The following is a 26414-nucleotide window of genomic DNA, read 5'->3' on the forward strand; positions in this document are numbered from 1 at the left end:
CCGGTCAGTCCGGCAACAGCACCGCCACGCCGTTGACCTGGCCGGTGGCCAGGTCGGTGAGCGCCCGGTCGGCCTGCCCCATGCCGTACCGCTGGACGTGCACCCGCGGTCGGATCCGGGCGGCCTCCGCGAGGTAGGCGCGGCCGTCCGCACGGGTGTTGGCGGTGACGGAGCGGACGGTGCGCTCCTGGAACAGGTGCCGTGCGTAGTTCAGCGTCGGGATGTCGGACAGGTGGATCCCCGCGATGGACAGCGTGCCGCCCCGGTCGAGTGCGGCCAGGGCGACCGGCACCAGCTCGCCGGCCGGTGCGAACAGGATCGCGGCGTCCAGCGGTTCCGGCGGGCTCGCGGTCGCCGGGCCCGCCGACGCGGCGCCGAGTTCCAGGGCGAGCCGCCGTGCGTTCTCGCCGCGGGTGAGGACATGCACGGTGGCGCCCTGGGCGATGGCGAGTTGTGCCGTCAGATGTGCGGAGGCGCCGAATCCGTACAGGCCCAGACGTCCGCCCGGCGGCAGGTCGGCGCGGAGCAGTGCCCGGTACCCGATGATGCCCGCGCACAGCAGGGGCGCGAGTTCGTCTTCCGGCCAGTCTTCGGGAAGCCGGTAGACGTACCGCGCGTCGACCACCGTATGGCCCGCGTATCCGCCGTCGATGTCCCAGCCGGTGTACCGGGACTTCGGGCAGAGGTTCTCGTGCCCTGAGCGGCAGTACCGGCAGACACCGCAGGTGCCCGCCAGCCAGGCGGCGCCCACCCGGTCACCCGGCTGGAAGTCCCGCACGGCGGCTCCGACGGCCAGTACCCGGCCGACGATCTCATGGCCGGGGGTGCACTGCGGGCGGCGTGGCGGCAGATCGCCCTCGGCGAGATGCAGATCGGTCCGGCAGACACCGCACGCGAGGACCTCCACCAGGATCTCCTCGGCGGTCGGGCTCGGTACGGTCCGCCGTACCCGGCGCAACGGCGACGTCGCCATCGGCCCGGGGGTGTCCACGACCCAGGCCTGGGTCACGAGGTCATCGGTCATCCGACGAGTCCTCTCGCGCGAGGGCGGGAATGATGCCGCCCGCGAGCACCGCGTTCCGTCGGCGCGCCGAGAGATGGTGGTGGACCCCGTACTCCTCGTCGCGGGTGGTGTTGCGTACCCGCAGCTTCGGCTCCGCGTCCGGGGCGAGTGCCGCGTGCAGACCGTCCAATCGCAGCCGGTCGCCCTGCCTGATGCGGTCGTAGTCGGCCGGGTCGTCGAACTCAAGGGCAAGTACCCCGAAGTTGGCCAGATTCTGCCAGTGGATCCGCGCGAAGGACTTGGCGATGACGGCCCGCAACCCCAGATACCGCGGGGTGATCGCGGCGTGCTCACGGGAGGATCCCTGGCCGTAGTTGTCACCGGCCACGATCAGATGGCCGCCGTCCTGCCGGGTCCGGGCCGCGCGCTCGGGGTACTCCGGTTCGATCCGGGTGAGCGTGAACTGCGCGAGCTTGGGGATGTTGGACCGGTACGGGAGCGCCCTCGCACCGGCGGGCGAGATCTCATCGGTGGACACGTCGTCGCCCACCTTCAGCAGCACCGGTCCCTCGATGGTGTCCGGCAGTGGATCGAAGTCCGGCAGCGCGGAGATGTTCGGACCGCGCTCCAGCTTGACCCGGGCCGCCTCGGCGGGCGGTGGCGGCGGCTCCAGCATGGCCGTGTTCACCGAGGCGCACTCCGGCAGCCGCGGCGCCGCGTAGTCGACACCGCGGTCCTCGGCCCAGTCGCGGGGGTCGGTGATCACGCCGGTGAGCGCCGAGGCCGCCGCGGTCTCCGGCGAGCACAGCCACACCGCGTCGTCCTCGGTGCCCGAGCGGCCTGGGAAGTTGCGCGGGAAGGTACGCAGGGAATTGCGCCCGGCCGCCGGGGCCTGGCCCATGCCGATACAGCCCAGACAGCCCGCCTGGTGGATCCGGGCGCCCGCCGCGATCAGGTCGAACGTGGCCCCCGAGCGGGTCAGGTCCTGCAGGATCTCGCGCGAGGTGGGATTGACGTCGAAGCTGACACCCGGCGCGGTCTGCCGCCCCTTGACCATCGCGGCGGCCATCGCGAAGTCGCGCAGCCCCGGATTGGCCGAGGAGCCGATGACCGCCTGGCTGATCATCTCGCCCGCGGCCTCCCGCACCGGTACGACATTCCCCGGTGAGGTGGGTTTGGCGATCAGCGGCACAAGAGAGCCGAGGTCGATCTCCTCTTCCAGGTCGTAGCGCGCGCCCGGCTCCGCCGTGACCTCGGTGAAGTCCTCCTCGCGGCCCTCGGCCCGAAGGAAGTCGCGTACGGCGGCATCGGACGGGAACACGCTGGCGGTGGCACCGAGCTCGGCGCCCATGTTGGCGATGACATGCCGGTCCATAGCGGTGAGCGACGCGAGTCCGGGGCCGTGGTACTCCAGAACGCGGTTGACGCCGCCGTGCACTCCATGGCGACGCAGCATCTCCAGGATGACGTCCTTGGCGCTCACCCACGGCGGCAGTTCGCCGGTGAGCCGGATGCCCCAGATCCGCGGCATGGTCACGTACAGCGGACGGCCCGCCATGGCCAGCGCGACCTCCAGGCCACCGGTGCCGATCGCCAGCATGCCCAGCGAACCGCCCGCGCAGGTGTGGGAGTCGGAGCCGATCAGCGTCCTGCCCGGGATACCGAAGCGCTGCATATGGGTGGGGTGCGATACGCCGTTACCCGGCTTGGAGTACCAGATGCCGAACCGGCGGGCCGCGGACCGTAGGAAGTGATGGTCCTCCGCGTTGCGCTCGTCGGCCTGCAGCAGGTTGTGGTCGACGTACTGCACGCTGACCTCGGTGCGCACCCGGTCCAGGCCCAGCGCCTCCAACTCCTGCATCACCAGGGTGCCGGTCGCGTCCTGGGTGAGGGTCTGGTCGACCCGCAGGGCGATCTCCTCGCCCGGCGCCATCCGCCCGGACACCAGATGGGCGGCGATGAGCTGGTGGGCGACCGTGCCCCCGGCGGCCGCTGCTCGTGTGGGGGTGTCCATCGGCTCCCTTCCTGTCCAGCGGGGTGTCCATCGGGCGTACATCCGTGTCCAGCCTGGCGTGTCCCGGCGTGTCCCGCATGTGCGGAAGCGCCGTATCGGACGGCGCCGGACGGGTACCCGTACCGGTGAGGACTGATAGAGCGAGGTGACCGTGATGCTCCTGTTGGGGATGCTGCTGGTGGGCGTGGCCGCGGCGTTCACCGCCCTGGCGATCGCTGAGAACTTCGCCGGTGGGCCTGGTTACGGGGTGACCATGCTCGGCCAGCACGTGGCTACGCTCAGCACACTCGACGTGTTCCTGGCCGGGCTCGCGCTGGCGCTGGTGTTCTGCCTCGGCCTGGCGATGATGCGGGGCGGTGCCAGGCATGCCCGGCACCGCAGGGACAAGCGGCGGGTCGCGCGCCGGGCGGCGGAGCCCGACGCGACGCCCGTGCGGGGCGACGAAGGCGCCGCGGAGGGCAGGCCCCGGCACCGGCACGGGCTACACCTCTTCGGCCACTGAGGCACCCGCTCAGGAGGTGCCGTTGGTGTGGATGGCCTCGCAGAGCCCGGTCAACGAGTCCCGGGACACGATGCTGCCGCTCAGCGCCTGATGGGCCAACGGAAGTCCGCAGTGCCGCCCGTCCGTGGATCCGGTGCCCAGCGGCCCGGCCGCCGACGCCGGGCTCACGGCGGTCAGCACCAGGCCGACGCCGAGCACTGCGGTGGCCGCGGACCAGTGGGGCTTGCTGACCATGGGCGCTCCTCTACATCGCTTCCGTGCGCCTTACGGACACTCGCCGTAAGGCCTTCTGCCCGGAAGAACGGAAAAGTCCGCGATGGGTCACTCACGACGGGTCATTCAGGAGGGCAGCCCGGGACCGCTGAGCGGAGTGAACTCGACGACTTCCGGACTGCCGGAGAGCATGTTCAGCACATCCTCGACGGTGAACTCGGCCTCCGGCGTCACGGCGGCCAGGGCGGCGGTGACACTGTCCTGGTCAGCCCACATCTCGACGACCCGGACCGTGTCCGGATCGTTCTTGTCCTCGCAGATGACGTACATCTGGCAGCCAGGTGCCGCCGCCAGCGCCGCCGCGACCCTCGACAGGATGTCAGCCAACTCGCCTCCCCTGCCGGGTTGAGCGCGCATGGTGACGAAACGGCCGATCGTAGGTGTGGACATAGCGGGAGATTACCCAATGGGCCGGACGGTGTGTTCCGCTACCGTACGTGTCGGCAGGCCGCCCTGGCTCGCGGGCGTGAGCCACCGCGCCGTCCCCTGTGCAGGCGTCGGGCGCTCCTCTCGTCCTACGAGGTCAGCACCAAGGTGGTCAACGCCACCGTGGCCCATCCATGTCGCAGGTCGTGCGGGCTGTACTGGGGGAGCTGAGCTGCTCGCCGCTGCCGCTCCCGTAGCGTCGAGCAGGTCACCCGGCCTTCTGCCACACGCTTTGGAGCCGGACGATTCGCTCAATGGTTGCGGTGCCACCGACGTGGACCAGTGGACCGGCCTCGCGCTGCCAAGCGGAAGCGGTAATGGTGGCGGGGATACCGAGCGCATCGCCCATGTCGACGGTGATGTCGGTCATGCCCTCACGGGCCAGACGGGCGGCAAGGCAAGCGGTGCTGTTGGCGTTGGCGATGTCCTCTGGGACGCCGATCGACGGGGCGAACATTCGGGCCATGGCGCGGCCGTAAGCCGTCGGTGTGCAGTACACGTAGCAGCCCAGCAGCCCAAGGCGGTCGCAGGCATCACGAAGCCGGTCGAGGTTCGGGGCCAAGGCGGCGAGAACGGACCGTGTGGACACCGGAACCAGCATGCGCGGCCGCCCCAGGGAGGCGATGCAGGCGCCGCGAGCGGGCATGTCCGACGTGAGGCCCAATGCGTGGCCTCGTGGGCCTGCTCGCCGCGCCGCTGGGCGCCCGCACGACGCTCTGGCCGGCGGCGGTGTGGTCGGCCGTGAGTAGCGCGGCGGTGCTGGGCACTCCAAGGGTCCGCGCGATACGCGGACCCCAGCCGGTGCGATGGCCGCCCCTCACATCATGTCGGTGGCGCGCCGTTCCCCCGCGGTGGACGCCGAGGCCACTTCCGTGCACATGACCACGCTCGGCGATCACCGGTACGACGCCGATCGGCTGCCCTGCCACCTGTCCGTGGCAGGGCAGCCGCAGTGTCGTCAGGGGAGACGCCTGGCTCAGATGGTCGTCTTGAGCGCCACCTCGATATTGCCGCGGGTGACATTGGAGTACGGGCAGACTTGGTGCGTGGCCTGCACGAGTTCGTCGGCGGTGGTCTGGTCCAGGCCCGGCAGGTGCGCGTGCAGCTCGACCGCGAGGGTGAAGCGTGCGTCGTCAAGGGCGAGCAGGCTCACCGTTGACGTGACGGTCGAGTCGGCCACGCGGACCTTGCGCTCGCTGGCGATCAGGCGCAGCCCGTTGTGGAAGCAGGCGGCATAACCGGCGGCGAACAACTGCTCGGGGTTGGTCTTCTCGCCGCCGGGACCTCCCATCTCCTTCGGAACCGCGAGGAGTTCGTCGAGGACTCCGTCGGTGGAACGGACCTCGCCGTTGCGGCCGTCGCCGGACGAGACGGCCTCGGTGGTGTAGAGCACGGGCATGGTGACTCCTATCAGGGTTGCTGTGGGTATGTGGACGGTGCGGGCCGACACGACGTGGCGCTGCCGGGCGTTGTCTTTCGGCCGGCACACCGAGCGGCTATGGGGCCGGTTCGGTGGCCAAAGGGGCGCGCGGCGGCGTGGAGTCCGCAGGACGGGCGTGCCCGTCTGCGGCTGCGGCGGCCTGGGCGAGCAATGTCAGTGCGGCCTGCGAGGCCGACCCGGCTTCGGCGGTGACGGCGACGATGCGCTGCCCCGGCTTCGCAGGGACGGACAGGGCTTGTTGGGTGACGTCAAGGGATCCGACAAGCGGGTGGTGCATGCGGTAGGCGGCGATGTCCCAGGCACGGACCCGGTGCTGGGACCACAAGGTGGTGAACTCCTGGCTGTGCATGGCCAGTTCGCCGATCAGCGCGGCCAACTGCGGATCGTCCGGGTAGCGGCCGACGGCCAGGCGGAGTCGGCCGACCACGTCCCTGGCCTTCTTCGGCCAGTCCTCGTACAGCTCGCGGGTGTGCGCGTCGCGAAAGACCAGGCGCGCGGTGTTCGGGCGCCCCTTCGGGTCAGCGGGGCTGTCGGGGGCGAGGTGGCCGGCGAACAGCGCGTGTCCGGTGCGGTTCCAGCCCAGCACATCGCTGCGGCGGCCGAGGACGATGACCGGAGTGTCTCCGAACGCGGCGATCAGCTGTTCGGTCGCGGCGGTGAGCTGCTCCGGCGCCGGACGTCGGGTTCGTGAGCGAGCGTTCTGGTGAGCGGCTTCGGCGAGGTCGTGCAGGTGTCGGCTTTCGGTGTCGTCCAGTTGAAGCGCGCGCGATCGCGTCCAGCACCTCGGGGGAGGCGTGGAGCGATGTCCCCTGCTCCAGCCGGATGTAGTACGACTCGCTGACGCCCGCCAGACGGGCCACCTCGTCCCGTCGCAGGCCCGGCACCCGCCGCTGCTCGCCGTACGTCGCCACCCCTACGTCTGTGGGCTGGAGTTGCGCACGGCGGGCTCGCAGGAACCGCCCCAACTGCGGCTTGCTGTCCATGTGATCGAGTATGGGCGCGGGCACCGCGGCCCGCCTGCCCCTGCCAGTGTCAGCCAGGCTTCCCCGCGTGGGGACCTGCGGACGAACGCAGCGAGCTTTGGTGCCGAGTGCTCCACCGGGTCGCGAGGCGACCGCCTCATCAGCCGGGATGACACCGCGCTGCGAGAGCTCGCCGGTGTCGAGAACGTCGTCCACCTCATCGGAAATTCGGTGCTGGGATTGTTGCAACGCCCCTAGCTGCCAGCGCAGTTGCGACGGAATCCGGCCGTGATCCCGGCGGCGGTAGAGGAGTTCGCGCGTTGGGACGGTCCAGTACCCCTCGCCATCCGTCGATTCCCGCTTGAGGACGTCGAGATCGGAGGCGTGACCATCCCGGCCGGCGAGACGGTGTTGCTCTCCATCGCCTCGGCCAACCGCGACCCGGACCGCTTTCCCGACCCCGACCAGCTCGACCCGCGGCGCGCGCAGAGCGGCAACCTCTGGTTCGGCCACGGCATCCATCACTGCCTGGGCGCGGCGCTGGCCCGGGTGGAGGCCGAGACCGCCATCGAGGCGCTGCTTCGCCGCTTCCCAGGCCCGGCACTCGCCGTGCCGCCCGACGAGCTGCGGTGGCGGCCCTCGGTACGTGCTCGAGGCCTGACCTCTCTCCCGGTCACCTGGTGACGGCCAAAAGTACACTCGCTTGATGCGCGACCAGGATCGGATGCGGTATGAAGGTTCCAGCGCCTGCCCGGTGTGCATCCCCCGTCGCACCGGGCAGGCCTCTCCGAGCCGAGGTCAGAAGGCCGCTCGGCCCTGGTATGAACTTCCGGTCTGGACGAGTGGTTGCGTCTGGAAGTAGAACCGCGTCCCGTGCGTGACGTTACTGGCTATTACCGACCACTCGGTCAGTCGGCTCACGATTGTCCAGCCGTTTTGGCACGTGTGGTTCTTGGCCCAGCAGACACGCACCTCAAGGCCGTCCTCCGTGTTGAGGCGGAGGTTGATGTCGTTGCAGCGGGACGTGGTGGTGTACGTGTTGCTGTAGCCGTTTTCCGGAAGGGACAATGCCACGGAACCGCCGTAGCAGGACGTTGCCACGGACGCGGGCTGTGGGGCGGCCACCCTGGCCGCTGCCTGGGCGGGGGCTGTCAGGCCCAGAGTTGCCAGCCCGGCGAGGGTTGTGGTGGCTGCGAGTGCGGTGATGCCCTTGCGGACGTTCATGGCCTCGGTACCTTCCGTCGTGGTGGGACTGTGCGGCTGACCGCTGAGCCCTGGCGTGCAGACCACGGTGCACGGCGGTTGGCCGAAGGGCGAGAGGCGCTCGGGCAAGTGGTGTCCTCTCGGGACGTCCCACCCTCTGAACTGCTGTGATGAGGCATGGCGTGGCACTGCTGTGGGACGGCGAAGGCCGTGCACGCATCGATCCCGAGTCGCCGCCGCAAAGCCAACGGTGGCGGCCGCGGACGGAACGTCGGACCACCGGGCCGGGCGGCGCCCGGCGCAGGTCGTAAGGGGGTGACTTGGAGAGCCGACTGCCAGGCGTGGGGTCGCAGACGCGGGACGACGACTGGGGCTTCGGATAACTCCCCTGACATGTATGGCGATAGGTAGCTTGGACGCGTGGCAGCGCGGATCTTCTACATCGACGACTCCGGCGCGGAGAGCACCGGCTATGTCGTCTACGGCTGGGCCGAGGTCGACATAGCCCAGTGGAGCAAGGCGCTGCGCCGCTGGTTGGACTTCCGTAAGCGGCTGTACACCGACGCCGGCATCCCCGCCGACTACGAGTTGCACGCCACCCAGTTCATTCCCGGCCGCGGTGAGCCATCCGGGAACCGGGCGTGGGACCGCCGCAAGAAGAACCGAGCGCAGGTCGCGCAGAACGCTCTCGCCACCATCGCCGCCATGCCCGGTACCTTCGCCGGTGCGGTCTACCGTCACACACCGAAGAGGGGCCGCGCCTACCACGGCGAGCGCGCCGCGGTGTACGAGGCACTCCTCGCGGACCTCGACGCCCGGCTCGGTGCCACCGGCGACCACGGCGTCATCGTCATGGACGGAGACGGCAGCGATCCGACCTATCAGCGTGAGCACCGCAAGCTGAAGCTGGCCACCCGGCACATCGTCGAGGACCCTTGGTTCCTCGGTTCCAACACCAGCCAGCCCGTACAGGCCGCCGACCTGCTCGCCTACACCGCGTACCAAGCGGTGCAGCGCCACGAGGGCAAGCGGTTCATGTGGGACTGGTGGGCCAGGCTGCTGCCGGCCGCCGACCCGCCCCGGAAGATCTGAGCAGCACAAAGGCCCGGCACTCTGGCCGGGCCTTGAGAAAGCTAGACCCGGTGATCCCGCGTACGCAGGCCAGGTCCGCACAACGAGTATGCCATACCCCGCGCAGAGTCACACCCCTTCACACCTGGCGGGGCGCCGCGCGCCAGGTCGGCGTGGCGGAATCCGTGCGGCACGCGTTCCGTGAGCGCGGCTGCAGCGGCCTTCAGACAGTCTGAAGCCGTTGTCAGATACCCGCCGAGGCCATTTCGATGGCCGAGCGGTAGTTGAGGGCTGTTGCCTTCACACAGGCGCCGTAAGTACGGTTCTTGCTGACCACCAGGAAGTAGTCGCGCAGGTTCTTCCAGTAGCTCACCAGGTAACCCAGCCCGGGAACGAAGCCTGGGGGCCTGGGCACCAGCGCGAACGCAGCGGAGCACTTGAGGATCTCGCCGGTCGCCTGCGACAGGACGTCGCTCACGTCGCTGTTCATGTTCCATCCGGCGGCCAGCGAGTCGTCCCAGATGGCGCCCGCCACCTGGCGGAGGTCTTCCTGTTGCTGCGGTGTCGGGTCGTCGTTGAACACGCCGACGGCGGCGGGTCGTTGGGCTGGGACGCCGCTTGCCTGCGCCGTCCCCGCCGCGCCGACGGCCAGCGTCGCTCCGGCGACGAGGAGCGCCAGCGCGGGTGTCAAACGGGATAACCGTTGCCTCACCGCATCCTCCAGTTGTCCGTGGACCGGTCGGACTCGCATTCGTCAGGCACTGACGGGCCAACCATCGCGCATTGTCGCGGACACGGTCAACGCCCAGCGCATGACCGTCACGTGAACCGTGCCGACGGTGGGCACCTCCGGCTCAGCGGGTGACAGGCTGCACGGAAGATGGACTTGGGATTCCCGTAAGGGGAGACGCGAAGGTGGGGGCATGGAGGACGGGACGCGCTGCATGATGTCGGTGCCCGAGGCCGCGGCAGCGCACGCCGACGCCCTGGAGGTGCGGATCCGCACCCTCCGGCTGCGGCGTGCGCTGCTACGAGCGGTAGCCGAACGCAGCCGCCTCAGCACGGCTGGGGTGCTACCCGTGCAGCCGCTCCCGCAGTTCCTCGACATCGGCGAGGAACCAGGTCTGCCGCCCACGGTTGGCCCAGGTCGAGGGCACGTCCGGGGGTGAGCAGGCTGCGATCCAGATAGGAAACGAGGTTCTCGTCCGGCTTGGCGACGAAGAACGGTATGGGCTTGGACCGATCGGCGTAGAAGCCGTCCCACCAGGCGCTTCCGTCGGTCGTCGTCCATCGGTCGGCATCTGGCGCGAACAGGCTGTCCATGAGCCTGAGTACGTCGTCGATCGTGCGCACGCTCCGGTTCATCCGGCCCCCTCTCGTGGTACGGCGATGGTAGGGCGGCTTCAGGTAAAAGACCACGTCAAACGGCATGGCGGGATATCCTGAGGGCGCGTCTGAGGGCCGCTGACGCGGGCGGACACGGCATCCTCCCGGCCCTGCGTGCAAGGCCGTCGCCGCCCTGGTCCGGGGCCGCGACGGAGGCGTTCTTGGTCGCGCTCAGGCGGCATTTTCGCGGATCAGGACGTTGTGGCTCCATCAGTGGCGCCCAGAGTTCAGCCTCCTCCGATTCCGGTGCAAGGCCGGTCTGGCGACGGCTTCATGCGGGGGCGTTACCATCCCCGCCCATGAGCGACGACGTGCGCAACATCATCCTCGGGCTCGCGGCCAGCGCCATCAGTGCCGGTTTCGGCTGGTTCGTACGCACCTATGTCTGGCGGCGGCGACTGAGGCGCAAGCAGCGCTTCTTCGGGCTGCCGACCGGCTCCGAGTGCCTTCTTGTGGTCAACAGGGACACGAAGGCGGAGCGGGATTCAAGCGTGAGCCGACATGACGCGGTCGCGCTGATGGAACTGGCGGCAGTGGTCAAGGAGTGCGGCGCGCACGCCGAGATCCTGCCGCATGACCTGGGGCAGCAGGGGTTTGGCTCGCGTACGGAGTTCTGTGTCGGCGGACCGTCGTCGAACCTGCGCACAGCGGCGCATCTGAGGTCCCTGCTGCCGGGCGTCGCCATGAACGCCGGTGCTGAACTCGGCCCGGATCAGGGTGCGTTCACGATCGGTGGCGAGACGTACCGCATGGAGAGGGGGGTCGTGGAGTACGTTCTGCTGGCGCGGCTCACCGCGGGTAAGGGCGCTGGCAACGACCGGCCGGTGTTCCTCGCCTGTGGTCAGCGCGGGATAACCAACCAGGCGGCGGTGCGGTATCTCGCCCGTCACCACGGCCGTCTCGCGCGCAGTCATGGGTCGGACGCCACCTTCTGCCTGCTGCTGAAGGTGGTCAACTCCGATGCGTACGGTCCGGACATGGCCGAACTGGTCGCCGACGTGACACGAGCGGCGACCACTGCTCCGGTGGCCGCCGCCTGAGGCTCGGGGCCCTGCTGAACTCCTGGGCCGGGGCGGTTCGTTGCCCGCGCGGCAGGCTTCGGCACGTCCTCGCAAGGTGGTCACAAGTTCCCCATGTGACTGCCATAATCCCGTTTAACACTCAACAATTCGGGGGTCGTCATGTCGCAGCATGGCCAGTCAATGTCTTCAGGTCTCGGCGTAGGCGACGACCGCGATCCGTGCGGCCCGGCGGAGCGTCTGGCGGCGGAACGGGGCGGTGTGCCGGGTGATCGTCGTGCGGCTGGGGAAACGGCCGGTCGGCGTGCGACTCGGGAGCGGTCGTCGCACGCTGGCGGTATGGGGTATCCGACTCTTGTGGTGCATCCGCCTCAGGACGGTGGGCGGCTGATGACGGTGCTTGGTGAGCCGGTCGGCGTCGCCAAGTCACCGGGTGACGTCGAGGAACTCCTGCGCCGTGCAGGCATCAATCCGGACGACGTGGCTCTGGATGATCCGGATCTGATCGAGTGGCGCGGCGGTGGACCCGAAGTCTGGGGTTAGCCAGCCGGTGCGGCTGCTGCCGCCGCGGGCGTCTTCGCAGGCCGAAGCGTGAGTTTGAGACGGCCGGGATCGCGACGGCGGTGTCCCGCGCCGTTCCGTCTGATCGCTGGGTTGTTCGGCGGCGGGTAGCGGGGGCGGTGGCTGGAGTTCCGCCGCCCCCTGGGTGAGGAGCTCCTACTCAGTACCTGACGATCACGCAGCGGTGAACTCTGGAGTTCCAGCGGTAGTGGCTCCGGCAGCGCACCCGCGTGCCGAGCAACCTGAAGACGCTCATGGCCGTCCCTCCTGGGGGTCGGGCCGAGAGGAATCGTCCCCGTCGATTCCATCCTCTCAAATGCCGGAGGCCGTGTCCTGCCCAAGCGCGCGCTGCGGCGACCATCCCGGTCAGACCAGGGATGCCGCCCGCCGTCATGGGCCGGACACCGCGGGGGGTGGCCGCCGCGCCGCCGCGGTGCAGCGCGGCGGCGCGGGCGTGGCGTCAGGGTGCGAGGTGTCAGGGTGCGACGTGTCGGCGGTCGATGACCGAACGAAGCTTCCCGCTCGTGGCGGTCCGCTCGAAGTCAAGCGTGTCGACCGTCTCCACCGAGCAGCTGAGCAACTCCTCGTCCACCGCGCCGCGCAACTCCGGGCAGCCGTCCAGGAAGGCTTCGCGCGCCACGTCGGGCGCCGGTGCGTAGCGCCGGTCGAGACGGAGCGTCAGCTGCTCGCGTCCGGTGCCGGAGGACAGCACCATCTGCAGCTCACCGCGGTAGCCCAGGCGTTCCTCCGCGGTCCGGACGAACTGGCGGTAGTTGTAGAAGTAGGTACCCACCCGCACCACATCGCCGTGCCGCCCCAGCAGTTCGATGCGCGGGGTATGACTGCCGCAGCCGCACACACCGGGCACCGCACGGCCCAGGTCGCCGATCTCGTAACGGTCGAGGCGCTGTCCCCGCCGGGTCCGGCTGGTGAACACCAGCCGCCCCGGCTGCCCGCCGAGCACCGGCCGGTCCTCCTGCGGATCGAGGATCTCCAGCGTGTGCAGCTCGGTGAGCACGTGGTGTACCGAGCCTTCGCAGTGGTCGCACTGGTAGCCGAGCGGTCCGAGGTCCGTGCTCCCGTACGCGGCCGAGCGGATCACCTCCACCCCGAAGTCCTCTTCCAGCGTGCGGCGTTGCTCCGCGGTGAAGTGCTCACCACCGTAGAACACCTTGCGGATCCCGCCGTACGGGCCCAGCAGATCGGCCTGGGTGTGGAACAACTGCCACAGGTAGGACGGCATGCCGAAGACGGTGTCCACCCGGTACTCCACTAGCGCCTCGGCGATGGCCCGGTGGTCGGGGCCAGCCGCGATCGGGATCTGGGTGGCGCTCAGCCGCTCCAGGATGGAGAAGAAGCTGATGAAGCTGCCATACATCCCGCCGCAGAAGAACAGGTTCGCCGCCCGGTCACGGCGCGGATCGAACCCCGCGGTCAGCAGGCCGTGCGCGGCGGCGCGCATCTGCGTGTCGTAGTCGTCGTGGGTGAAGACCGACAGCGCGGGCGCCCCGGTGGTGCCGCCGCTGCGGAAGTACAGCTGGGCGTCGTCCGGATCGATGTCACGCAGGGCGCGTTGCACGCCCGCCTTGTCCAGCAGCGGCCCGGTGGGCGGGGCGGGCTGGGCGACGGGGCGTATCAGGTCGTCCAGGCAGGCGACGTCGGCGAACTGGCCGTCCGCCTGCACGCTGACCCGGCGGCTGTAACGCTGTAGGGCGTACACCCCGTCGTGCGGCTCTCCGTGATAGCTGTCCGGCATCGCGCCGACCGGCGTGATCCGCAGCACCCCGGCCGCGATGGCGGCCCGGGACAGCGCCGCGATGTCGGCCTTGCTGCCGCCGATCGCCGCGGTCTGCAGATAGCGGCGCATCGGCCGCAGGACCGCGGTCAGCCGGGCCCGGGGCAGCGGCTTGACCCAGATGCTGCGGTGCAACGGGGAGGCCGTCAGCGCGGCCCGGGAGTCGGCCAGGACACGCCATGAACCGTCCTCGGCCGCGATGACCTTCGTCAGACCGAGATGGCTCTCCAGCCGGGCCACCAACTCGGTGGTGGTGATCTCGGCCCGGGCCGCCTCGTCGATCACCGGCGCCGGGCGTCCGGCCGACACCCCGGCCAGTACGTCGGCGAACCGCCGGGCGAAGGCGAAGACCTCCTCCGCGTCGTCCGTGTCGAGGTAGATCACCTGAGGGCTGGAACACGCCTGCTGCTCGAAGCGGCACACGTCCGCCGCCAGTGCGGCCAGCGTGTCCGGCGCGGCCCAGACGTCGCGGGTCAGATAGCCGAACGAGATCTTGTGACCCCATTCGATCAACCGGCAGCCCGCCGGAACATGCGCGGCCACCCCCTCGACGGCCGCCTCGCCGCCCCAGACGGCCACCGCGTCGGCGGCCGCGCAGATGTCCCGCAGCCACTCCTGACGCCGCGACGGGAAGCGCAGCGCGATCAGCCGGGCGGCGATGGCACCGGACGGGTCGGCCGCGGCCAGCTCGGCGAGCAGGTGCTGGGCGAGCAGGGTGTCCCCGCTGCTGGTCTTCAGCACGTTGACGTTGCCCGCGAGCAGGCCCTCGATGACGCTCAGCGGTGCGACGCCCGCCGAGTTGCCCGGCGCGATGTGCACCACGAGTCCGACCGGGGCCCAGGCCTCGAAGACCGTGGTACGCGCGTCCGGGCGGGTCAACCGGTCCGGCGCGGGGCCGCCGAGTTCCCTGCGCAGCTTGCGGGTCAGCGCCGTACGGCTGATGGCCTCCGCGATCTCGGCGAGTACCGCGTCCGCCTCCTCGCCGTCCGTACCCGCCGCGATCAGGGGTTCCGCCAGTCGCGTGCGGACGCCCCGCGCCGGGTCCCGCAGCGCGGTGCTCAGCGCGTCACAGGCGGCCAGCACCGTGTCGGTGTCCAACGGCTCGGCCAGCGCCCGCTCCACGGTGGTCGGCAGATCGGCCAGTCGCTTGGCCGCTTCGGCGTCGTCGATGAACGCGCCTTGCCAGAAGTGGTCGTTGCCGGTCAAGACATTCCCTTCAGCAGTTCGGCGGCGGCGACCGCGCAACTGCGGTTGCGGCTCAGTCCGGCACGCCCGTGGATGGTGAACCAGTCGGTGCCCAGCGGGCATTCGCACTCTCCGCCCGGCTGGAGCGAGGCGAGATCTCCCATGACGACGCTGTGCGCCGGAACCGAGGTGATGTACGGCGAGGCCAGATGCAGATAGCCGCGTTCGCCGTACGGCAACGGCCGCAGCGTTTCGGTCGAGCGCACCGCCGCCCGGGACCACACCGGCACATGCAACCGGTGGCGTTCGCACTCCACGTACGGCACGCAGTGCTCGACCGAACCGTAGGTGTCGCGGATCCGGTCGCCGGGGATGCCCAGTCGCTCGGTGACGGCCGCGTGGAAACGGTCCTTGGGGATCTGCCGGTCGGCGTGTCCCTTCCAGCCGCCGCCGAGCACCACCAGCGAGTCCTCGGGCAACCGCAGCGCGGGGACGCCGAGTTCGCGCATCCGCTCCAAGGTGAAGTGCAAGAAGGCGGGGAAGCCCAGGATCCGGACCGGCAGCCCCTCGTCCGCGTAGCGCTGCAGCGCGTTCAGCACACCGAACACATCGAACTCATGACCCTTGCCGGTGTGCCGCAGGGCGTACGAGACCTGTCGCGCGGGTGCGAAGTCGCACAGGTAGTTGTCGGTGAACGAGGTGCCAAGCCGCATCTCGGGAGCCGGTTCATAGCTGTACAGAAGGTAGTTGACCGGCTGCTCGGGGGTGATCCACCCGTAGGAGTCGAAGATCCGGCCGACCATGCGCTGCGCGGCGCGGATGGTCCACTCGTCGAAGAACATCTGCGACTTCTGGCCGCTGGTGCCGGACGAGGTCAGATGGAGGAAGACCTCGTCCCGGGGGACGGAGAGCACCTCGTGCAGCTTGAAGAAGTTGGCGTGTACGAGCGGCAGCGAGCCGCCCGGGGTGTCGGCCAGCAGCGAGCGGAAGAACGGGGAGCGCTGCGCGTGCCAGGCGTTGGCCTCCTCCATGGCGGCTGCGAACAGCGCGTCGGTCCGCTCGTCCTGCGCGTAGGGATCGGCCAGGTCGCACAGCCGCTGCACGTTCGGCAGCGCCGCGGGGTCGGGGACCTCGACGGGGGCGAGATGCGGGTTCGGCGGATTGGCGGGGTTCATGAGACAACCTCGGGGAGGGGCAGATAAGTCGAAGTCCAGGCCGTCAGATACGCCGTCAGATACGGCTGGAGCAGACCGCCCGCGGCGACGTTGCGGAAGTCGATCTGACGGCTGGTGCGGGAGAGCACCACATAGTCGTGGAAGCGGTCGGCGGACCGCCGCATGGCCGGGTAGACGGCGCCGGGTACGAAACCCTGGGCCAGGAAGGCTGCCAGCCCCGTGCTGTCGGCCAGCGGCAGCAGCGCCTCCACATAGTCGGCGCCGGCCCGCGCGACGGCGTCCATCAGCGGTTCGAGCAAGTCGGTGACCGCGCCGAGGTGCGGATGCACCGCGACCAGAGCGCAGCTACCGGCCGCCCGGTCCAACTGGGCGTACGCCTCGAAGCGGCCGTCGTCCGGCAGCAGTACGGCGTTGGGCGTGTGCAGCGGAAAGAAGCGGCTGGCCGGATCGGGGAACAGCTCCAGGAACCGGCGCCGCACGAAACCGGGCGCGTCGACGAGTTCGAAGTCGGCCCCCGAACGGGTCGTGGAACGCGGCGCGTTCGGGCCGGGCCGGGCGGCCGCCGGATCGCCGAAGCCGACGCCCGTGCTCTCCTCGCAGGCCCGCAGCAGCGGCAGCAGCGCCTCGGGCACTTCCGGCACGGTCTCCCGGCGGGTCAGGACGCCGTCCGCGTAGCGGACGAACAGCGCCAGGCTCTCGCAACCCTCGACCTCGGCCGCGTTGGGCATCAGGCCGACCGGCCGGAACCCGTTGCGCAGCACCACGTTCTGCGGACCGCGGGTGACCATACGGACCGTGGCGTACACCGAGTCCACGCCGCCGCCGTCGAACGCCGCCGAGCACACCGACCCGGTCAGCCGCCCGGCCAGGCCCCCCTGGCGGTGCGCGGGATGCACCGCGAGCCCCACCAGTTTGCCGACGCGGGTCCCCGGATCGGTCTGGACGACCGCGGAACCGGCCAGTTCACCGCTGCCGGTACGGGCGGTGAGCCAGTACGTGTGCGGGTCGGCGATCAGCCGCCGCATGACCGCGGGATCGCTGCCGAGCGCGACGGGGTAGCCGTGGCCGTAGACGTCGAAGTACAACTGCCGCAGATCGGCGATGTCGCGAAGTGCCGCCGAGGTGAGCGTCGTGGTCATCACTGGTCACCAGCCATCGCCGCGGCCGCCTCCAGCGGCTCGTCCAGACCGTCGTCCGCGACGGATTCGTGCTGGCTACGTCCGCCCAGCCAGCACAGCGCCAGGGCCGCCGGAACCAGCCCGGCCGCCTGCAGCAGGCACAGCGAACGCGGCGACAGGTGGTCGCCGAGGAGGCCGAAGACCAGCGAGGAGACCGGGAACGTCGCGCCCAGCAGGGCCTGCATGGCGGCGAAGAACACCGGCTTGTCGGCGGTGGGCACCAGCCGCTGGAACAGGGCGACGAACCGCACCCCGATCGCGCCGACGCACCACCCGGCGACCACCAGGCAGGCCGCCACGACGGCCTGGTCGGCGACCGCGCCCGGCACGCCCAGCGCGGCTGCCATCGCCACCAGGCAGGCGCCGCCGGTGGTCGCCGGGCCGCCGGGCAGCAGACGGCCGGTGAACGACCCCACCAACGCGCCGATGCCCAGGGCGGATTCGAAGGTGGCGACCGTGCTTCCGTCGGAGTGCAGCACTGAGCGCGTGTACAGCGGCATGACCACGTACACAGCGGTGGTGAACAGGTTGGCCGCCGTCAGGCACCACAACACGTACCGGATCAGCGGGCGACCGCCGAGCACCTGGCGCAACGTCCGCCGTGCGGCGGTGGCCTGGCCGTCGGCCGCCTCCTCCGGGGCCGCCGCGAAGCGCGCCAGGCCGAGCACACCGGCCGCCGCCAGGTAGGCCCCGGCGCACCCCGCGAGCACCGCGGGAAAACCTCCGGCGTCCACCACCAGCGGGCCCAGCAGCCCGCCCGCGAGTCCGGCGAGCGACTGGGTGGCCAGCTCGAATCCGGTGGCCGCCTCGATGTCCGCGTCATCGACCAGTTCCGGCACCGAGGTGGTCAGACACGGGTCGAAGAGCGCCTGGCACGCCGCCAGCACCAGCGCCGCCGCGTACGCGGTCACCAGCGGCAGCGCGTGCAGATGGGCCCAGCCCGCCACCCCGGCCGCGACCACCCCCGCCACGGCGGCCGAGACCCGGAGTACCTCCCGGTGCGGGTACCGGGCGATAACCCGGGCGACCAGCGGGGCCAGCGCGACCGCGGGCAGCGTGCTCACCGCGAGGAAGGCACCGGAGGCCAGGCCCTGGTCACCGCCGATCGCATAGCCGACCAGCCACCACACGGCGCCGACCTGGAACATCCGGTTGGCGGCCTGGGTGAGTACCTGGGCGGCCCATACGGCGCCGAACGCCCGGTTGCGCAGCACCACGGGCAGCCGCCGGGCGCTTCTCGGGGTCGCCGTCATGACTGCGCCCTCTCGTCCAGCACCCGGATCAGCTTGCCCGAGCGGGCGTTGACCGCAAGCCCGCCCATCCGGGCCCACTCCACGGCGGGCGGGTGCACATGACCCGCCAGTGCGGCCTCGGCGTACAGCGGGCGGGCCGCGATCAGCTCCTTGGCGATGGCATCGGCCAACTCGCCCAGTCCGGTGGTGTCCTGGTCGGTCGCCAGCCGCAGCACCAGTCCGTCACGCCCGTCCCAGCGCCGGGTGACCAGTTGGATGCCGACCACATGTCCCGCGAGGTCCGCGGCGCCAACGATGTCATGGACGTCCTGCGTGTACAGCGAGACCGGGCCGACGCGCACGCCCTCCTCGGAGCGGCCGAGTATGCGGAAGTGCCCGGCGTCGGCGTCCACCCATTCCGCGCGGTCACCGACCGGATAGCGCAGGATCGGCATCAGCCGTCTCCGCAGGTCGGTCAGCACGGCACGGCCCGGCACACCGTTCGCGGTGATCGGCTGCCCGGTGTGCTCGTCGAGGATCTCCATGACGGCGTACGGGGTGAACGAGCGGTGGATGCGGGGATCCCCGCCGGGCACGGCGGCGCCGAGCAGCCCGGCGTCCACACTCGCGTAACCGATGGAGCGCGGGGCGGCGTTGGGGAGTGCCCGGGACAACAGCCGGTGCTGATCGGAGAAGAGACTTTCCCCGCCGAAGAACAGCAGTTCAACCCGGGGAAGTTGGCGACCGGACGCGATGAGGTGGTCGGCCAGCGAGCACAGTGTGGTCGGAGTCCCCGCCACCACATCGACGTCGAATTCCGTCAGCGTGTGTACGGTCGACTCCAGTGGGGCCGCACCGCCGATCGGCAGTCGTACGTTGCCGACGGGGGAGTGCTGGAGTGCGTCCAGAATGAACGTGAAACTGGCGTAGAGCTCGCCCGCGTAGAACAGGTCCGCAACTCGGTGCCCCGGACGCAGCCCGGCCCCGACCAGGTTCTCACCGAAGGCGGCGGTGAATTCGCGCCACTCTTCACGTGTATAGAAGGAGAATTTGGGTGCCCCGGTCGTGCCACCGCTTTTGAAGACCACCGCTTCGTCCAGCGGCCCGGTCAACAGGCGATTGCCGCGTGGTGTGTTGGCTCGCCAGAACTCGGTCTGCGGCACCACCGGAAGGTCCGTCAGCTCTGTGACCCGATCCGGCAGATCGGCGTAGAGCCGGGAGTAGAACGGTGAGTTGTGACGCACGAAGCGTATGAGTTCCGATATTTGTTGAACGGGCATCGATCCCTGCTTTGTGGCATGCGAAGGAGAGTGATGTCACATGGTGGTGAGATCACTTTGACGGGTGTGGCCGTCGTACGGGCCCTGCTGGCGGCAGCGGTCCGTACCCCGGATTTCGGGGCTATTTCCGACGGGCGGGGAGCACGCTAGCTGTAACCGCGGTGGCCGGTGCAAGCGGGCAGGCGATTTCCGGCCGGTTCCGGCTGGAAAGAAAACAGAAGGTGAATAGTCGTGTTCTGGCCAACTCGCCATGAGCTCGGGCCACTTGATGTCCCCACAGAACAATAACGGTACCACCCCTTCCGGCCCATTTTCGAACCGTGCTCGCGGGCCGCTGGGATACCCCTGTGCGGGTACCGTGGTATAGGCGGCGCGGCTGGAAAGCACTGCGGCCCGTCCCGAATGAACGGGACGGGCCGGGTGGTCGGCGGGCCGGTGGATCAGCGCCAGGAGTCGTTCAGCGTGACGGATCCCGAAGCGCCGGTCGTATACGAGCGGTTGGGATCGCTTTCCCAGGTGACGGAGCCGTCCGGATTCTTCTTCAGGTACTTGTACTGGACAGTGGTCTGCGCCGGGAGGGAGACCGTGCCGCTCCACACCGGGTAGGACGCCGAGGACAGCGGTACGGACTTGGCCGGGTCCCAGGAGCCCAGCGCCGGGACCGAGCCCACGACGAAGACGTTCTGGCCCCAGTAAGTGGTCGCGTTCTCGTCGAAAGTGACGGAGACCTGGTTCGGCGGACCGCCACTGGCGTACCGCTGGGCCACGATCGCCGGGGTGTCGACGGTCTTGCCCGCCGAGATGTCGACGGCCAGTCGCACGAACTGCGCCATCGTCCACATCAGCGGGGTCGCGGAGTTGTCCGGCTGCCCCTGGGTGAATCCGTCCGCACTGGCGCCGGGCCAGATCTGCTCGGAGATCTGGTAACCGGAGTTGGCCGCGTTCGCCATCGAGGCCAGCGTCGCCTGGGCGCCGGTCAGATCACCGGCCTGCACGTCGTACTCGCCGCGTTCACCGCTGAGCACCGGCCACGGGCGGCCGACGCCCGCACCCGTGTAGTCGGCGCCGGACGAGGTCTCACCGTAGCCGTCGTGGTTGTAGCGGCCCCAATAGGTGCCGTAGCCGGGGATGACCGTCTTGATCGTGGCGTCCACCGCCGCCAGCGAGTTGGTGATCTGTGGTGACGACGCGGGCTTCACACCGAGCCGGGACAGCTCCAGGAAGCCCTGGTCGACGATGGCCCGTTGGTCGTACGTGCCACCGCCGTTGGAGATGCTGATCGTGTCACCGCTGTTGGGGTTGCCGTTCGGAGTGATCCGTACGTAGTACGAGCCGCCCGCGATCGATCCCGTGGTGGTGTACGTGTGGGAGTCGACAGCCGTCTGGATGGCGTCGGCGTCGGCCAGATACGTGGACGCGTGCGACGGGTCGCCGTTCGCGGTCGCGATCTGGGCGGCGCACACCAGTCCGGCGACCTCGGCGGCCATCGTCGACGGGGAGTAGCCGCCGTTCTCCTCCCACCGCTCCTGGCCGGTGGCCGGGCCGTTGCTGACGATGTAGTCGGCGAGCAACCTCACCTTGGACCAGGTGGCCGCATCGGTCTTGCCGAGCTGGTAGGCCAGCACGATGGGGAAGGCGACCTGGTCCTCCTGGACGCCGCCCCACTCCTGGGTGCCGTCCAGCCAGCTGTTCTGCTTGACGTAGCCGCTGGAGGTCACCTCGTTGGTGAGGATGTAGTTGAGCGCGTCCGCCGCGTCGGTGCTGTCACCGGCCGCGAGCAGGGAGGTGGCCATCTGGTACTCGTCGCGGGTCCACACCAGGTGGTAGCCGTGTACCCCGGCGCTGTTGGCGCTGACGCTCCCGCCCCACGGGGTGAGCGGCGCGGCGACGAAACCGCCGACGTGGGTCTTGTCCTCGTCCGCCTTCACCTCCATCAGCGAGACCTGGTACTGCTGCTTGAGCTTGGCGTCCGAAGTGACCGAGGAGGGCGGTGCGTTGAGTCCGGCGTTCCAGCCGTGCCAGCCGGACTGGAAGGCGGTCTCGGCGCTGGGGAAGCCTGCGCTGAGTGAGGCGGCGGCGTCGCTGACCGCCGCGCCGGTGCTGGTGTTGAAGGCCAGGGCGAGGGTGAAGCTGGTGGAGCCGCTGGCGGACACCGGGATCTGGGCGGTCTGCGCGAGATGACCGGCGGTCGGCGCGGTCTGACCGGGTGTGGTGAGCTGGTGGCTGTTCATCAGCTCACTGGCTCCGTCGCCGGCGGTGCCCGCGTAGCCGGTGGCGGACGCGGTGAATCCGGTGGAGGCCGCCAGGGCGCTCGCCACCGATCCGTTCGCGGCCGTCAGATCGCCGCTGGCGGCGTCGGTGGATCCGGTGTTGCCCATGCCGTCGTTGTTCAGTGCCGGGTTGTACTGGGCGTACAGCGACAGCGGTGTGCTGGAGAGGTTCTCGAATGTCGTGCGCATCAGCACCACGGAACGGGCCGGATCGGCGACGTACGTCTTGGTGATCTTGTACTTGCCGTTGGCCGCGGCGTTGGTCTGCTGCCACTCCAACGAGGTCGGATCGACGAGGGAGATGGCGTGGCTGGTGTTGGCCACCTCGTTGTCGGTGAAGGACGAGCCGTCGGTGACGTAGTACTGCAGCCCGAAGGTGTCGGGGGTGTCGGGCTGCGGATACAGGACGTTCTGCAGCTCGCCGTTGCCGAGGGTGTACCAGACCTTCGACTGCGCGGAGAGCGCGTCGGCGAAGCCCTGTACGTTCGGCTCGTTCCAGTACGCGTCGGCACCCGGCGCTCCGGGCGCCGGGTCGGCGGCCGCGCTGCCCGCCGAACCGGCGAGTGCCGCGGCGGCCAGGGTGACCGCGGCGGTGAGGAGCGAGGTGCTACGGAGCCACGACGGCGCTCTCTTGGGTGGCCTCGCGGCCCTGCCGGGTGGCCTCTTGCTCGACATGTTGAACATATCGCTGCACTTATGCCTTTCGGTCGCCAGGGGTGGGGGACCTTGCGCGACTCCGCACACGATCGAAGCACCGGAGGGAGTGTCACCGCCCTGAGGTGCGAGAACGGTGCTGCGTGAGCTTCCTCCGGCGACGCGTACCTGTCAATACTTCAAGCGGATGCCATCCGGGCGGGGTTGCCGTGTTCAAGCTGTGAAGTCAGCCTCGGGCGGATTCCGCCAGCAGACCGGCGTCGCTGGACTGGACGCGTCCCGGGTGCGGGGGAGAGGGCGTCGACTTAGTGTCACGGCATGGGTCTCGTCCGGTCACGATCGCCGCTGTCCCGCATGCGGGGACCCCGGGGACCGGGCGGCATCGGCAGCATTCTGCTGGCCGCGCTCGCCGGGGTGGTGCTGGTGATCGCCACGCTCGCGTACGCGGCCACGCTTCCCTACGCGCCGTTCATACCGCCGCCGACCGACGCGCGGGGCCCCCAGCCGAATCTGCACCCCTTCTACCAGCAGACGCTGGCCTGGACGCACTGCGGACGACACGGGGTGAGCACCAGCGTCGCATCGCGCCCGGGGCTGGCCGCCGCGGTCTCCGGCATGCAGTGCGCTCGGCTGACGGTGCCGCAGGACTACGCCGCCCCGGCCAAGGGCACCGTCTCGCTGGCCGTGACCCGCTTCCGTGCCCATGCCTCCGGACACCGGCTGGGCTCACTGGTCTTCAACTTCGGCGGCCCGGGCACCTCGGGCGTCGACCAACTGGCCGCGCGGATCGGTAGCTTCGCCCGCCTGCGAGACTCCTACGACCTGATCGGCCTCGATCCACGGGGTTGGGGCCGCAGCCACCCGCTGACCTGCACCGGCCCGCAGGGCGAACCGCCCGCCGCCGCATCGGCGGACGCCGCGGCGCTGCTCCGCAGCCGTGATCCGGTCGACGACGCGGGGGTCCAACTACGGGCCGAGGCCGAGCAGTACGCCCAGCACGCGCGCGCCTGTGCGGAGATCTCCGGCCCGATCCTGCCCTACGTCGGCACCACCAGCGTCTCCCGGGACCTCGATGTGCTGCGGCAGGCCCTGGGCGACCGCAAGCTCAACTACTTCGGGATGTCGTACGGTTCCAAACTCGGTGCGGTCTACGCCCACCAGTTCCCGCACACCACAGGACGCATGGTCCTCGACGGCATCGTCGATCCCTCCCTCGACACCAGGCTGACGGCCCTCGCCCGAGCCAAGGACGACCAGCGCGGCATCCGGAACTTCCTCGCCGACTGCCTGCGGGAGCACCCCGCCGAATGCCCCTTCCACGGCAAGGTGGACACCGCCGAGGCGCGGCTCCAGCGCAGCTACGACGCGCTGGACCGCCATCCGCTGGCCGTACCGGGCGCGGAACTCGACCAGCAGACCTTCAGCCACGCCATCGCGGACTCGGTCTTCGACCAGCACGCGTGGCCCGCGCTGCGCTCCGCGCTGCGCGCCCTGCTCGTCCAGCAGGAGCCCGTACCACTGATCCGGCTCGGTGTGACCGCGGTGGCCGGTGGCATTGCCCGGCCGTCCGGGCCGTCCCGCGTCGATCCCCCGGCTGACAACGCCTACGCCGTCAGCCTTGCCGTGGAATGCCGGGACACAGCGGACCGCTACACCCCCCAGGAGGCGCAGACGGCACTGTCGAGCCTGGTGCGTGCCTCGCCGATCCTCGGCGCTTTGAGCCTGCACGAGATGCTGGCCTGCACCGGATGGACGGGCGGCGGTGACAACTCATGGCGGGAGGTCCGGGCGGAGGGCGCGCCGCGGATCCTGATGGTGACGACGGCAACCGACCCGGTCACCCCGTACCGGGGCGCGCGGCGGATGGCGGCGGCCACCGGTGTCGGAGTGGTGCTGACCTACCGCGGCCAGGGCCATGTCGCCTACCGGCTCAGCGAGTGCGTCCGGCAGCGCACCGACCGGTTCTTCCGCACCGGTCTGATGCCGGCCGACGGCGGGACCTGCGACTGACGTCCGGTGTCCGCCGACCGCCGGCGGACACCGGACGTCGTTCAGCGCACGGTGACGGTGCGGACCGCGGACGTCGGGCCGGGCTCGAAGCGGTTGCCGTGGGACTTCTCGAACAGCACGCCGCGGAATTGGTAGGTCCCCCGGTGCGTCGCCTTCACCCGCAGGGTGAGGCTGCCGCCCCCGCCGATGCCGGGCTTGGTGCACTTGAGGTCGCGCCAGGCGTGGTGTCCGGTCCGCTCCTGGACGCAGAAGCGCTTGATGTGGAAGTCGTCGTTGTCGCCGGTCCCCTTCAGATGGATCTGCCCGCCGACGTGCACGGTGCGCGGGCCCGCCGACAGCGAGATGTCGGACTTGGCGGAGGCGGCGCCGGCCGCGAGACCGACCGCCGAGAAGCCCGCCAGGGCGACGACGGCGGTGCGCAGCGCGACCCGGTTGAACCTGCTCATGGTTTCGCATTCCCCCTTGCTGTACAGCAGTTGGCGCGAGCCCGGGGAAGAGGGTCGGGCTTCTCCCGGGCTCGTGACCCGTACGACCGCCTGGATGGCGGAATGCCAGGTACCGTTGCCGCCCTGTCTGTCACTGGTTCATAACGGGCTCTACCAGGGGGTCAGGGTGAGCGTAAGTCCCGTCGGTGCCGTGTCCTGGATGTAGCTGGCGAACCCGGCGACGTCGTCGAAGGCGAAGCCGTACGCCTTGCCGTCCGTGGTGGCCGCGTGGATCGCCTTCGCGTAGTGGTTGGTGGTGTCGATGCTGTAGAACGCGCCGGCGTCGGTGACCGGTTGGGAGTGCTGGGAGGCGAGCACCGAGCGGTTGAACCCGGCGCCGAGCACGGCGGCGACCGGTCCGGTCGTACCGTCGTTGGGCGCGGCGAGCGCACCGTCGCAGTAGAGCACGTCACGGGTGGACGGCCGGGAGAAGGAGACCGAGCGGGGGCCGTTGAACGTGAGGGCGTCACCGCCGACCCGGCCGGTGAAGGTACCGGAGTCGACGGTGACCGTCAGATCCGTGCCGCGATAGGTGTCCCAGACCTGGCTGATGTACGCGTCGTAGTACGAGGACGAGAACAGCCCGGTGTCCAGGCCGTGGCCGGGGGCGATGACCCGCAGCTTGTTCCCGACGACCAGCTTGTCGAAGCCGGGCGCTGCGGCCACCGCGGAGAACACCGCATCGCGACCGCCCTGCCGGATCGTCCCGGTGGTCTGGTCGGCCGCACCGGTGAGCCGAAGCGCGAGCGGAACGCTGAACTGGTCGACGGCCGTCGTGTTGCAGTACATCCCGGAACTGTTGAACGTGAACTCCGAGAAGTCATGCAGCACCTGGTAGTTGGGATCGAAGGACACCCACCCCGCCGGGTACTGGAGGGCGGGGCGGCCCGCGCCGTCGGCGACCGCCTTGAACTTCAACTTGTCACCGAGGGCGACGTAGATCCTGCCGGACATGGCGGGCAGGGTGAGCCGGGTGTCCCCGGAGGCGGCCAGCGGTATGGAGTAGTCGGTGTAGCCGTCGGCCCCGTTGTCGGAGAGCGCTACCGGGGTGAGCGTGCCGTCCGGCTTGACGTAGGCCTGCTGACCGGTGGCCAGATCGGTGCCCACGATGTAGAGGCGGACCGAACTGTTGGCATACGTACCGGAGTTGTTCACCACGGTGAGCGGCAGGCTGCTGGCCGCCGCCGGTCCGGCGAACGCACGAGAAGTGAAGATTCCGGCGGTGGGGATGGTCGCTCCCGCCAGTCCGACGAGGAACGAGCGTCGCTTGAGCATTGCGTGGTCCCTGA

General features: G+C 70.0%; 27 protein-coding genes and 1 pseudogene. 8 read left to right on the forward strand and 20 right to left on the reverse strand.

Annotated features, from left to right (window positions below):
- Window positions 1–4: 4 nt before the first annotated feature.
- Together P2L57_RS03395 and P2L57_RS03400 are read right to left on the reverse strand one after the other, a co-directional pair.
- Entirely contained in the window at window positions 5–1024 is a 1020-nt protein-coding gene (locus tag P2L57_RS03395) for a zinc-dependent alcohol dehydrogenase family protein (protein WP_275807955.1), read from the reverse strand.
- Window positions 1014–3017, reverse strand: a complete 2004-nt coding sequence (locus tag P2L57_RS03400) for an aconitate hydratase (protein ID WP_275807958.1) — start codon at window positions 3015–3017, stop codon at window positions 1014–1016. The genes P2L57_RS03395 and P2L57_RS03400 overlap by 11 nt, the downstream gene beginning before the upstream one ends.
- Before the next feature lie 154 nt (window positions 3018–3171).
- Between P2L57_RS03400 and P2L57_RS03405 the strand changes: the two genes are divergently transcribed.
- Window positions 3172–3519, forward strand: coding sequence for a hypothetical protein (locus P2L57_RS03405; protein ID WP_275809152.1), 348 nt, complete (start codon window positions 3172–3174; stop codon window positions 3517–3519).
- 9 nt (window positions 3520–3528) lie between these two features.
- Here P2L57_RS03405 and P2L57_RS03410 read toward each other — a convergent pair whose 3' ends face one another.
- From P2L57_RS03410 to P2L57_RS41070, 6 genes are all read right to left on the reverse strand, one after another.
- Complete coding sequence (locus P2L57_RS03410; protein ID WP_275807961.1) at window positions 3529–3753, reverse strand: hypothetical protein; 225 nt, start codon at window positions 3751–3753, stop codon at window positions 3529–3531.
- Window positions 3754–3858: 105 nt separating this feature from the next.
- A complete protein-coding gene (locus P2L57_RS03415; RefSeq protein WP_275807964.1) occupies window positions 3859–4182 on the reverse strand; it encodes a putative quinol monooxygenase in 324 nt (107 codons plus the stop codon).
- A gap of 244 nt (window positions 4183–4426) precedes the next feature.
- Window positions 4427–4864: a PhzF family phenazine biosynthesis protein gene (locus P2L57_RS03420; RefSeq protein ID WP_275807967.1), complete on the reverse strand. Its 438-nt coding sequence runs from the start codon at window positions 4862–4864 to the stop codon at window positions 4427–4429.
- Between the two features lie 330 nt (window positions 4865–5194).
- On the reverse strand, window positions 5195–5617 hold the full coding sequence (locus tag P2L57_RS03425; RefSeq protein WP_275807970.1) for an organic hydroperoxide resistance protein: 423 nt from the start codon (window positions 5615–5617) through the stop codon (window positions 5195–5197).
- A gap of 97 nt (window positions 5618–5714) precedes the next feature.
- On the reverse strand, window positions 5715–6245 hold the full coding sequence (locus tag P2L57_RS41065; protein WP_504986583.1) for an MmyB family transcriptional regulator: 531 nt from the start codon (window positions 6243–6245) through the stop codon (window positions 5715–5717).
- Entirely contained in the window at window positions 6178–6570 is a 393-nt protein-coding gene (locus P2L57_RS41070; RefSeq protein WP_443732072.1) for a helix-turn-helix domain-containing protein, read from the reverse strand. The genes P2L57_RS41065 and P2L57_RS41070 overlap by 68 nt, the downstream gene beginning before the upstream one ends.
- Here P2L57_RS41070 and P2L57_RS41075 point away from each other — a divergent pair.
- A complete protein-coding gene (locus tag P2L57_RS41075) occupies window positions 6454–6879 on the forward strand; it encodes a hypothetical protein (RefSeq protein ID WP_443732073.1) in 426 nt (141 codons plus the stop codon). The two genes, P2L57_RS41070 and P2L57_RS41075, sit on opposite strands and share 117 nt — an antisense overlap.
- A gap of 30 nt (window positions 6880–6909) precedes the next feature.
- Window positions 6910–7305, forward strand: coding sequence for a cytochrome P450 (locus P2L57_RS03435; protein WP_372515590.1), 396 nt, complete (start codon window positions 6910–6912; stop codon window positions 7303–7305).
- Between the two features lie 114 nt (window positions 7306–7419).
- Here P2L57_RS03435 and P2L57_RS03440 read toward each other — a convergent pair whose 3' ends face one another.
- Complete coding sequence (locus tag P2L57_RS03440; RefSeq protein WP_275807973.1) at window positions 7420–7845, reverse strand: hypothetical protein; 426 nt, start codon at window positions 7843–7845, stop codon at window positions 7420–7422.
- 399 nt (window positions 7846–8244) lie between these two features.
- On the opposite strand from P2L57_RS03440, the gene P2L57_RS03445 reads away from it, so the two are divergent.
- Window positions 8245–8916: a DUF3800 domain-containing protein gene (locus P2L57_RS03445; RefSeq protein WP_275807976.1), complete on the forward strand. Its 672-nt coding sequence runs from the start codon at window positions 8245–8247 to the stop codon at window positions 8914–8916.
- Between the two features lie 223 nt (window positions 8917–9139).
- On the opposite strand, the gene P2L57_RS03450 is transcribed toward P2L57_RS03445, so the two are convergent.
- Window positions 9140–9586 (reverse strand): hypothetical protein, encoded by a 447-nt coding sequence (locus P2L57_RS03450; RefSeq protein WP_308292427.1) that lies wholly within the window; start codon window positions 9584–9586, stop codon window positions 9140–9142.
- Between the two features lie 232 nt (window positions 9587–9818).
- Between P2L57_RS03450 and P2L57_RS03455 the strand changes: the two genes are divergently transcribed.
- Window positions 9819–10064: a hypothetical protein gene (locus P2L57_RS03455; RefSeq protein WP_275809235.1), complete on the forward strand. Its 246-nt coding sequence runs from the start codon at window positions 9819–9821 to the stop codon at window positions 10062–10064.
- On the opposite strand, the pseudogene P2L57_RS03460 reads toward P2L57_RS03455, so the two are convergent.
- A pseudogene (locus P2L57_RS03460) lies at window positions 10036–10260 on the reverse strand (SAM-dependent methyltransferase); the annotation flags it as partial. The gene P2L57_RS03455 and the pseudogene P2L57_RS03460 overlap by 29 nt on opposite strands.
- A 320-nt stretch (window positions 10261–10580) precedes the next feature.
- On the opposite strand from P2L57_RS03460, the gene P2L57_RS03465 reads away from it, so the two are divergent.
- A complete protein-coding gene (locus tag P2L57_RS03465) occupies window positions 10581–11321 on the forward strand; it encodes a hypothetical protein (RefSeq protein WP_275807981.1) in 741 nt (246 codons plus the stop codon).
- A gap of 168 nt (window positions 11322–11489) precedes the next feature.
- Here the strand turns inward: P2L57_RS03465 and P2L57_RS03470 are convergent, their stop codons facing one another.
- Window positions 11490–11630: a hypothetical protein gene (locus tag P2L57_RS03470; protein ID WP_275807983.1), complete on the reverse strand. Its 141-nt coding sequence runs from the start codon at window positions 11628–11630 to the stop codon at window positions 11490–11492.
- Window positions 11631–11639: 9 nt separating this feature from the next.
- Between P2L57_RS03470 and P2L57_RS03475 the strand changes: the two genes are divergently transcribed.
- Window positions 11640–11843 (forward strand): hypothetical protein, encoded by a 204-nt coding sequence (locus P2L57_RS03475; RefSeq protein WP_275807986.1) that lies wholly within the window; start codon window positions 11640–11642, stop codon window positions 11841–11843.
- Between the two features lie 493 nt (window positions 11844–12336).
- Here P2L57_RS03475 and P2L57_RS03480 read toward each other — a convergent pair whose 3' ends face one another.
- The 6 genes from P2L57_RS03480 to P2L57_RS03505 form a co-directional block, all read right to left on the reverse strand.
- Window positions 12337–14862: an acyl-CoA reductase gene (locus P2L57_RS03480; protein ID WP_275807989.1), complete on the reverse strand. Its 2526-nt coding sequence runs from the start codon at window positions 14860–14862 to the stop codon at window positions 12337–12339.
- The gene (locus P2L57_RS03485) at window positions 14859–16016 is read right to left on the reverse strand and encodes a LuxE/PaaK family acyltransferase (protein WP_275807991.1); all 1158 of its coding nucleotides are present in this window, start codon (window positions 16014–16016) and stop codon (window positions 14859–14861) included. The genes P2L57_RS03480 and P2L57_RS03485 overlap by 4 nt, the downstream gene beginning before the upstream one ends.
- Window positions 16013–17155: a GNAT family N-acetyltransferase gene (locus tag P2L57_RS03490; protein ID WP_275807994.1), complete on the reverse strand. Its 1143-nt coding sequence runs from the start codon at window positions 17153–17155 to the stop codon at window positions 16013–16015. Before P2L57_RS03490 ends, P2L57_RS03485 begins: the two co-directional genes overlap by 4 nt.
- On the reverse strand, window positions 17155–18447 hold the full coding sequence (locus P2L57_RS03495) for an MFS transporter (RefSeq protein WP_275807997.1): 1293 nt from the start codon (window positions 18445–18447) through the stop codon (window positions 17155–17157). The genes P2L57_RS03490 and P2L57_RS03495 overlap by 1 nt, the downstream gene beginning before the upstream one ends.
- Window positions 18444–19706, reverse strand: coding sequence for a phenylacetate--CoA ligase family protein (locus tag P2L57_RS03500; protein WP_275808000.1), 1263 nt, complete (start codon window positions 19704–19706; stop codon window positions 18444–18446). The genes P2L57_RS03495 and P2L57_RS03500 overlap by 4 nt, the downstream gene beginning before the upstream one ends.
- Window positions 19707–20146: 440 nt before the next feature.
- On the reverse strand, window positions 20147–22651 hold the full coding sequence (locus P2L57_RS03505) for a glycoside hydrolase family 15 protein (RefSeq protein ID WP_275808002.1): 2505 nt from the start codon (window positions 22649–22651) through the stop codon (window positions 20147–20149).
- A gap of 333 nt (window positions 22652–22984) precedes the next feature.
- On the opposite strand from P2L57_RS03505, the gene P2L57_RS03510 reads away from it, so the two are divergent.
- Window positions 22985–24640 (forward strand): alpha/beta hydrolase, encoded by a 1656-nt coding sequence (locus P2L57_RS03510; protein WP_275808005.1) that lies wholly within the window; start codon window positions 22985–22987, stop codon window positions 24638–24640.
- Between the two features lie 41 nt (window positions 24641–24681).
- Here P2L57_RS03510 and P2L57_RS03515 read toward each other — a convergent pair whose 3' ends face one another.
- Complete coding sequence (locus P2L57_RS03515; RefSeq protein WP_275808007.1) at window positions 24682–25086, reverse strand: hypothetical protein; 405 nt, start codon at window positions 25084–25086, stop codon at window positions 24682–24684.
- Between the two features lie 150 nt (window positions 25087–25236).
- Complete coding sequence (locus P2L57_RS03520; RefSeq protein ID WP_275808010.1) at window positions 25237–26400, reverse strand: glycoside hydrolase family 64 protein; 1164 nt, start codon at window positions 26398–26400, stop codon at window positions 25237–25239.
- Between the last annotated feature and the right edge of the window lie 14 nt (window positions 26401–26414).

It is taken from the genome of Streptantibioticus ferralitis (assembly GCF_029223525.1).
Lineage (GTDB): Bacteria > Actinomycetota > Actinomycetes > Streptomycetales > Streptomycetaceae > Streptantibioticus_A > Streptantibioticus_A ferralitis.

Bases quoted from the DNA above. Each gene is read 5' to 3' on its own strand.
- P2L57_RS03455 (WP_275809235.1), top strand. From the start codon at position 9,819: ATGGAGGACGGGACGCGCTGCATGATGTCGGTGCCCGAGGCCGCGGCA.
- P2L57_RS03415 (WP_275807964.1), bottom strand. From the start codon at position 4,182: ATGTCCACACCTACGATCGGCCGTTTCGTCACCATGCGCGCTCAACCC.
- P2L57_RS03465 (WP_275807981.1), top strand. From the start codon at position 10,581: ATGAGCGACGACGTGCGCAACATCATCCTCGGGCTCGCGGCCAGCGCC.
- P2L57_RS03440 (WP_275807973.1), bottom strand. From the start codon at position 7,845: ATGAACGTCCGCAAGGGCATCACCGCACTCGCAGCCACCACAACCCTC.
- P2L57_RS03420 (WP_275807967.1), bottom strand. From the start codon at position 4,864: ATGCCCGCTCGCGGCGCCTGCATCGCCTCCCTGGGGCGGCCGCGCATG.
- P2L57_RS03400 (WP_275807958.1), bottom strand. From the start codon at position 3,017: ATGGACACCCCCACACGAGCAGCGGCCGCCGGGGGCACGGTCGCCCAC.
- P2L57_RS03410 (WP_275807961.1), bottom strand. From the start codon at position 3,753: ATGGTCAGCAAGCCCCACTGGTCCGCGGCCACCGCAGTGCTCGGCGTC.
- P2L57_RS03515 (WP_275808007.1), bottom strand. From the start codon at position 25,086: ATGAGCAGGTTCAACCGGGTCGCGCTGCGCACCGCCGTCGTCGCCCTG.
- P2L57_RS03425 (WP_275807970.1), bottom strand. From the start codon at position 5,617: ATGCCCGTGCTCTACACCACCGAGGCCGTCTCGTCCGGCGACGGCCGC.
- P2L57_RS03475 (WP_275807986.1), top strand. From the start codon at position 11,640: ATGGGGTATCCGACTCTTGTGGTGCATCCGCCTCAGGACGGTGGGCGG.
- P2L57_RS03395 (WP_275807955.1), bottom strand. From the start codon at position 1,024: ATGACCGATGACCTCGTGACCCAGGCCTGGGTCGTGGACACCCCCGGG.
- P2L57_RS03485 (WP_275807991.1), bottom strand. From the start codon at position 16,016: ATGAACCCCGCCAATCCGCCGAACCCGCATCTCGCCCCCGTCGAGGTC.
- P2L57_RS03510 (WP_275808005.1), top strand. From the start codon at position 22,985: ATGCGGGGACCCCGGGGACCGGGCGGCATCGGCAGCATTCTGCTGGCC.
- P2L57_RS03490 (WP_275807994.1), bottom strand. From the start codon at position 17,155: ATGACCACGACGCTCACCTCGGCGGCACTTCGCGACATCGCCGATCTG.
- P2L57_RS03495 (WP_275807997.1), bottom strand. From the start codon at position 18,447: ATGACGGCGACCCCGAGAAGCGCCCGGCGGCTGCCCGTGGTGCTGCGC.
- P2L57_RS03500 (WP_275808000.1), bottom strand. From the start codon at position 19,706: ATGCCCGTTCAACAAATATCGGAACTCATACGCTTCGTGCGTCACAAC.
- P2L57_RS03505 (WP_275808002.1), bottom strand. From the start codon at position 22,651: ATGTCGAGCAAGAGGCCACCCGGCAGGGCCGCGAGGCCACCCAAGAGA.
- P2L57_RS03405 (WP_275809152.1), top strand. From the start codon at position 3,172: ATGCTCCTGTTGGGGATGCTGCTGGTGGGCGTGGCCGCGGCGTTCACC.
- P2L57_RS03520 (WP_275808010.1), bottom strand. From the start codon at position 26,400: ATGCTCAAGCGACGCTCGTTCCTCGTCGGACTGGCGGGAGCGACCATC.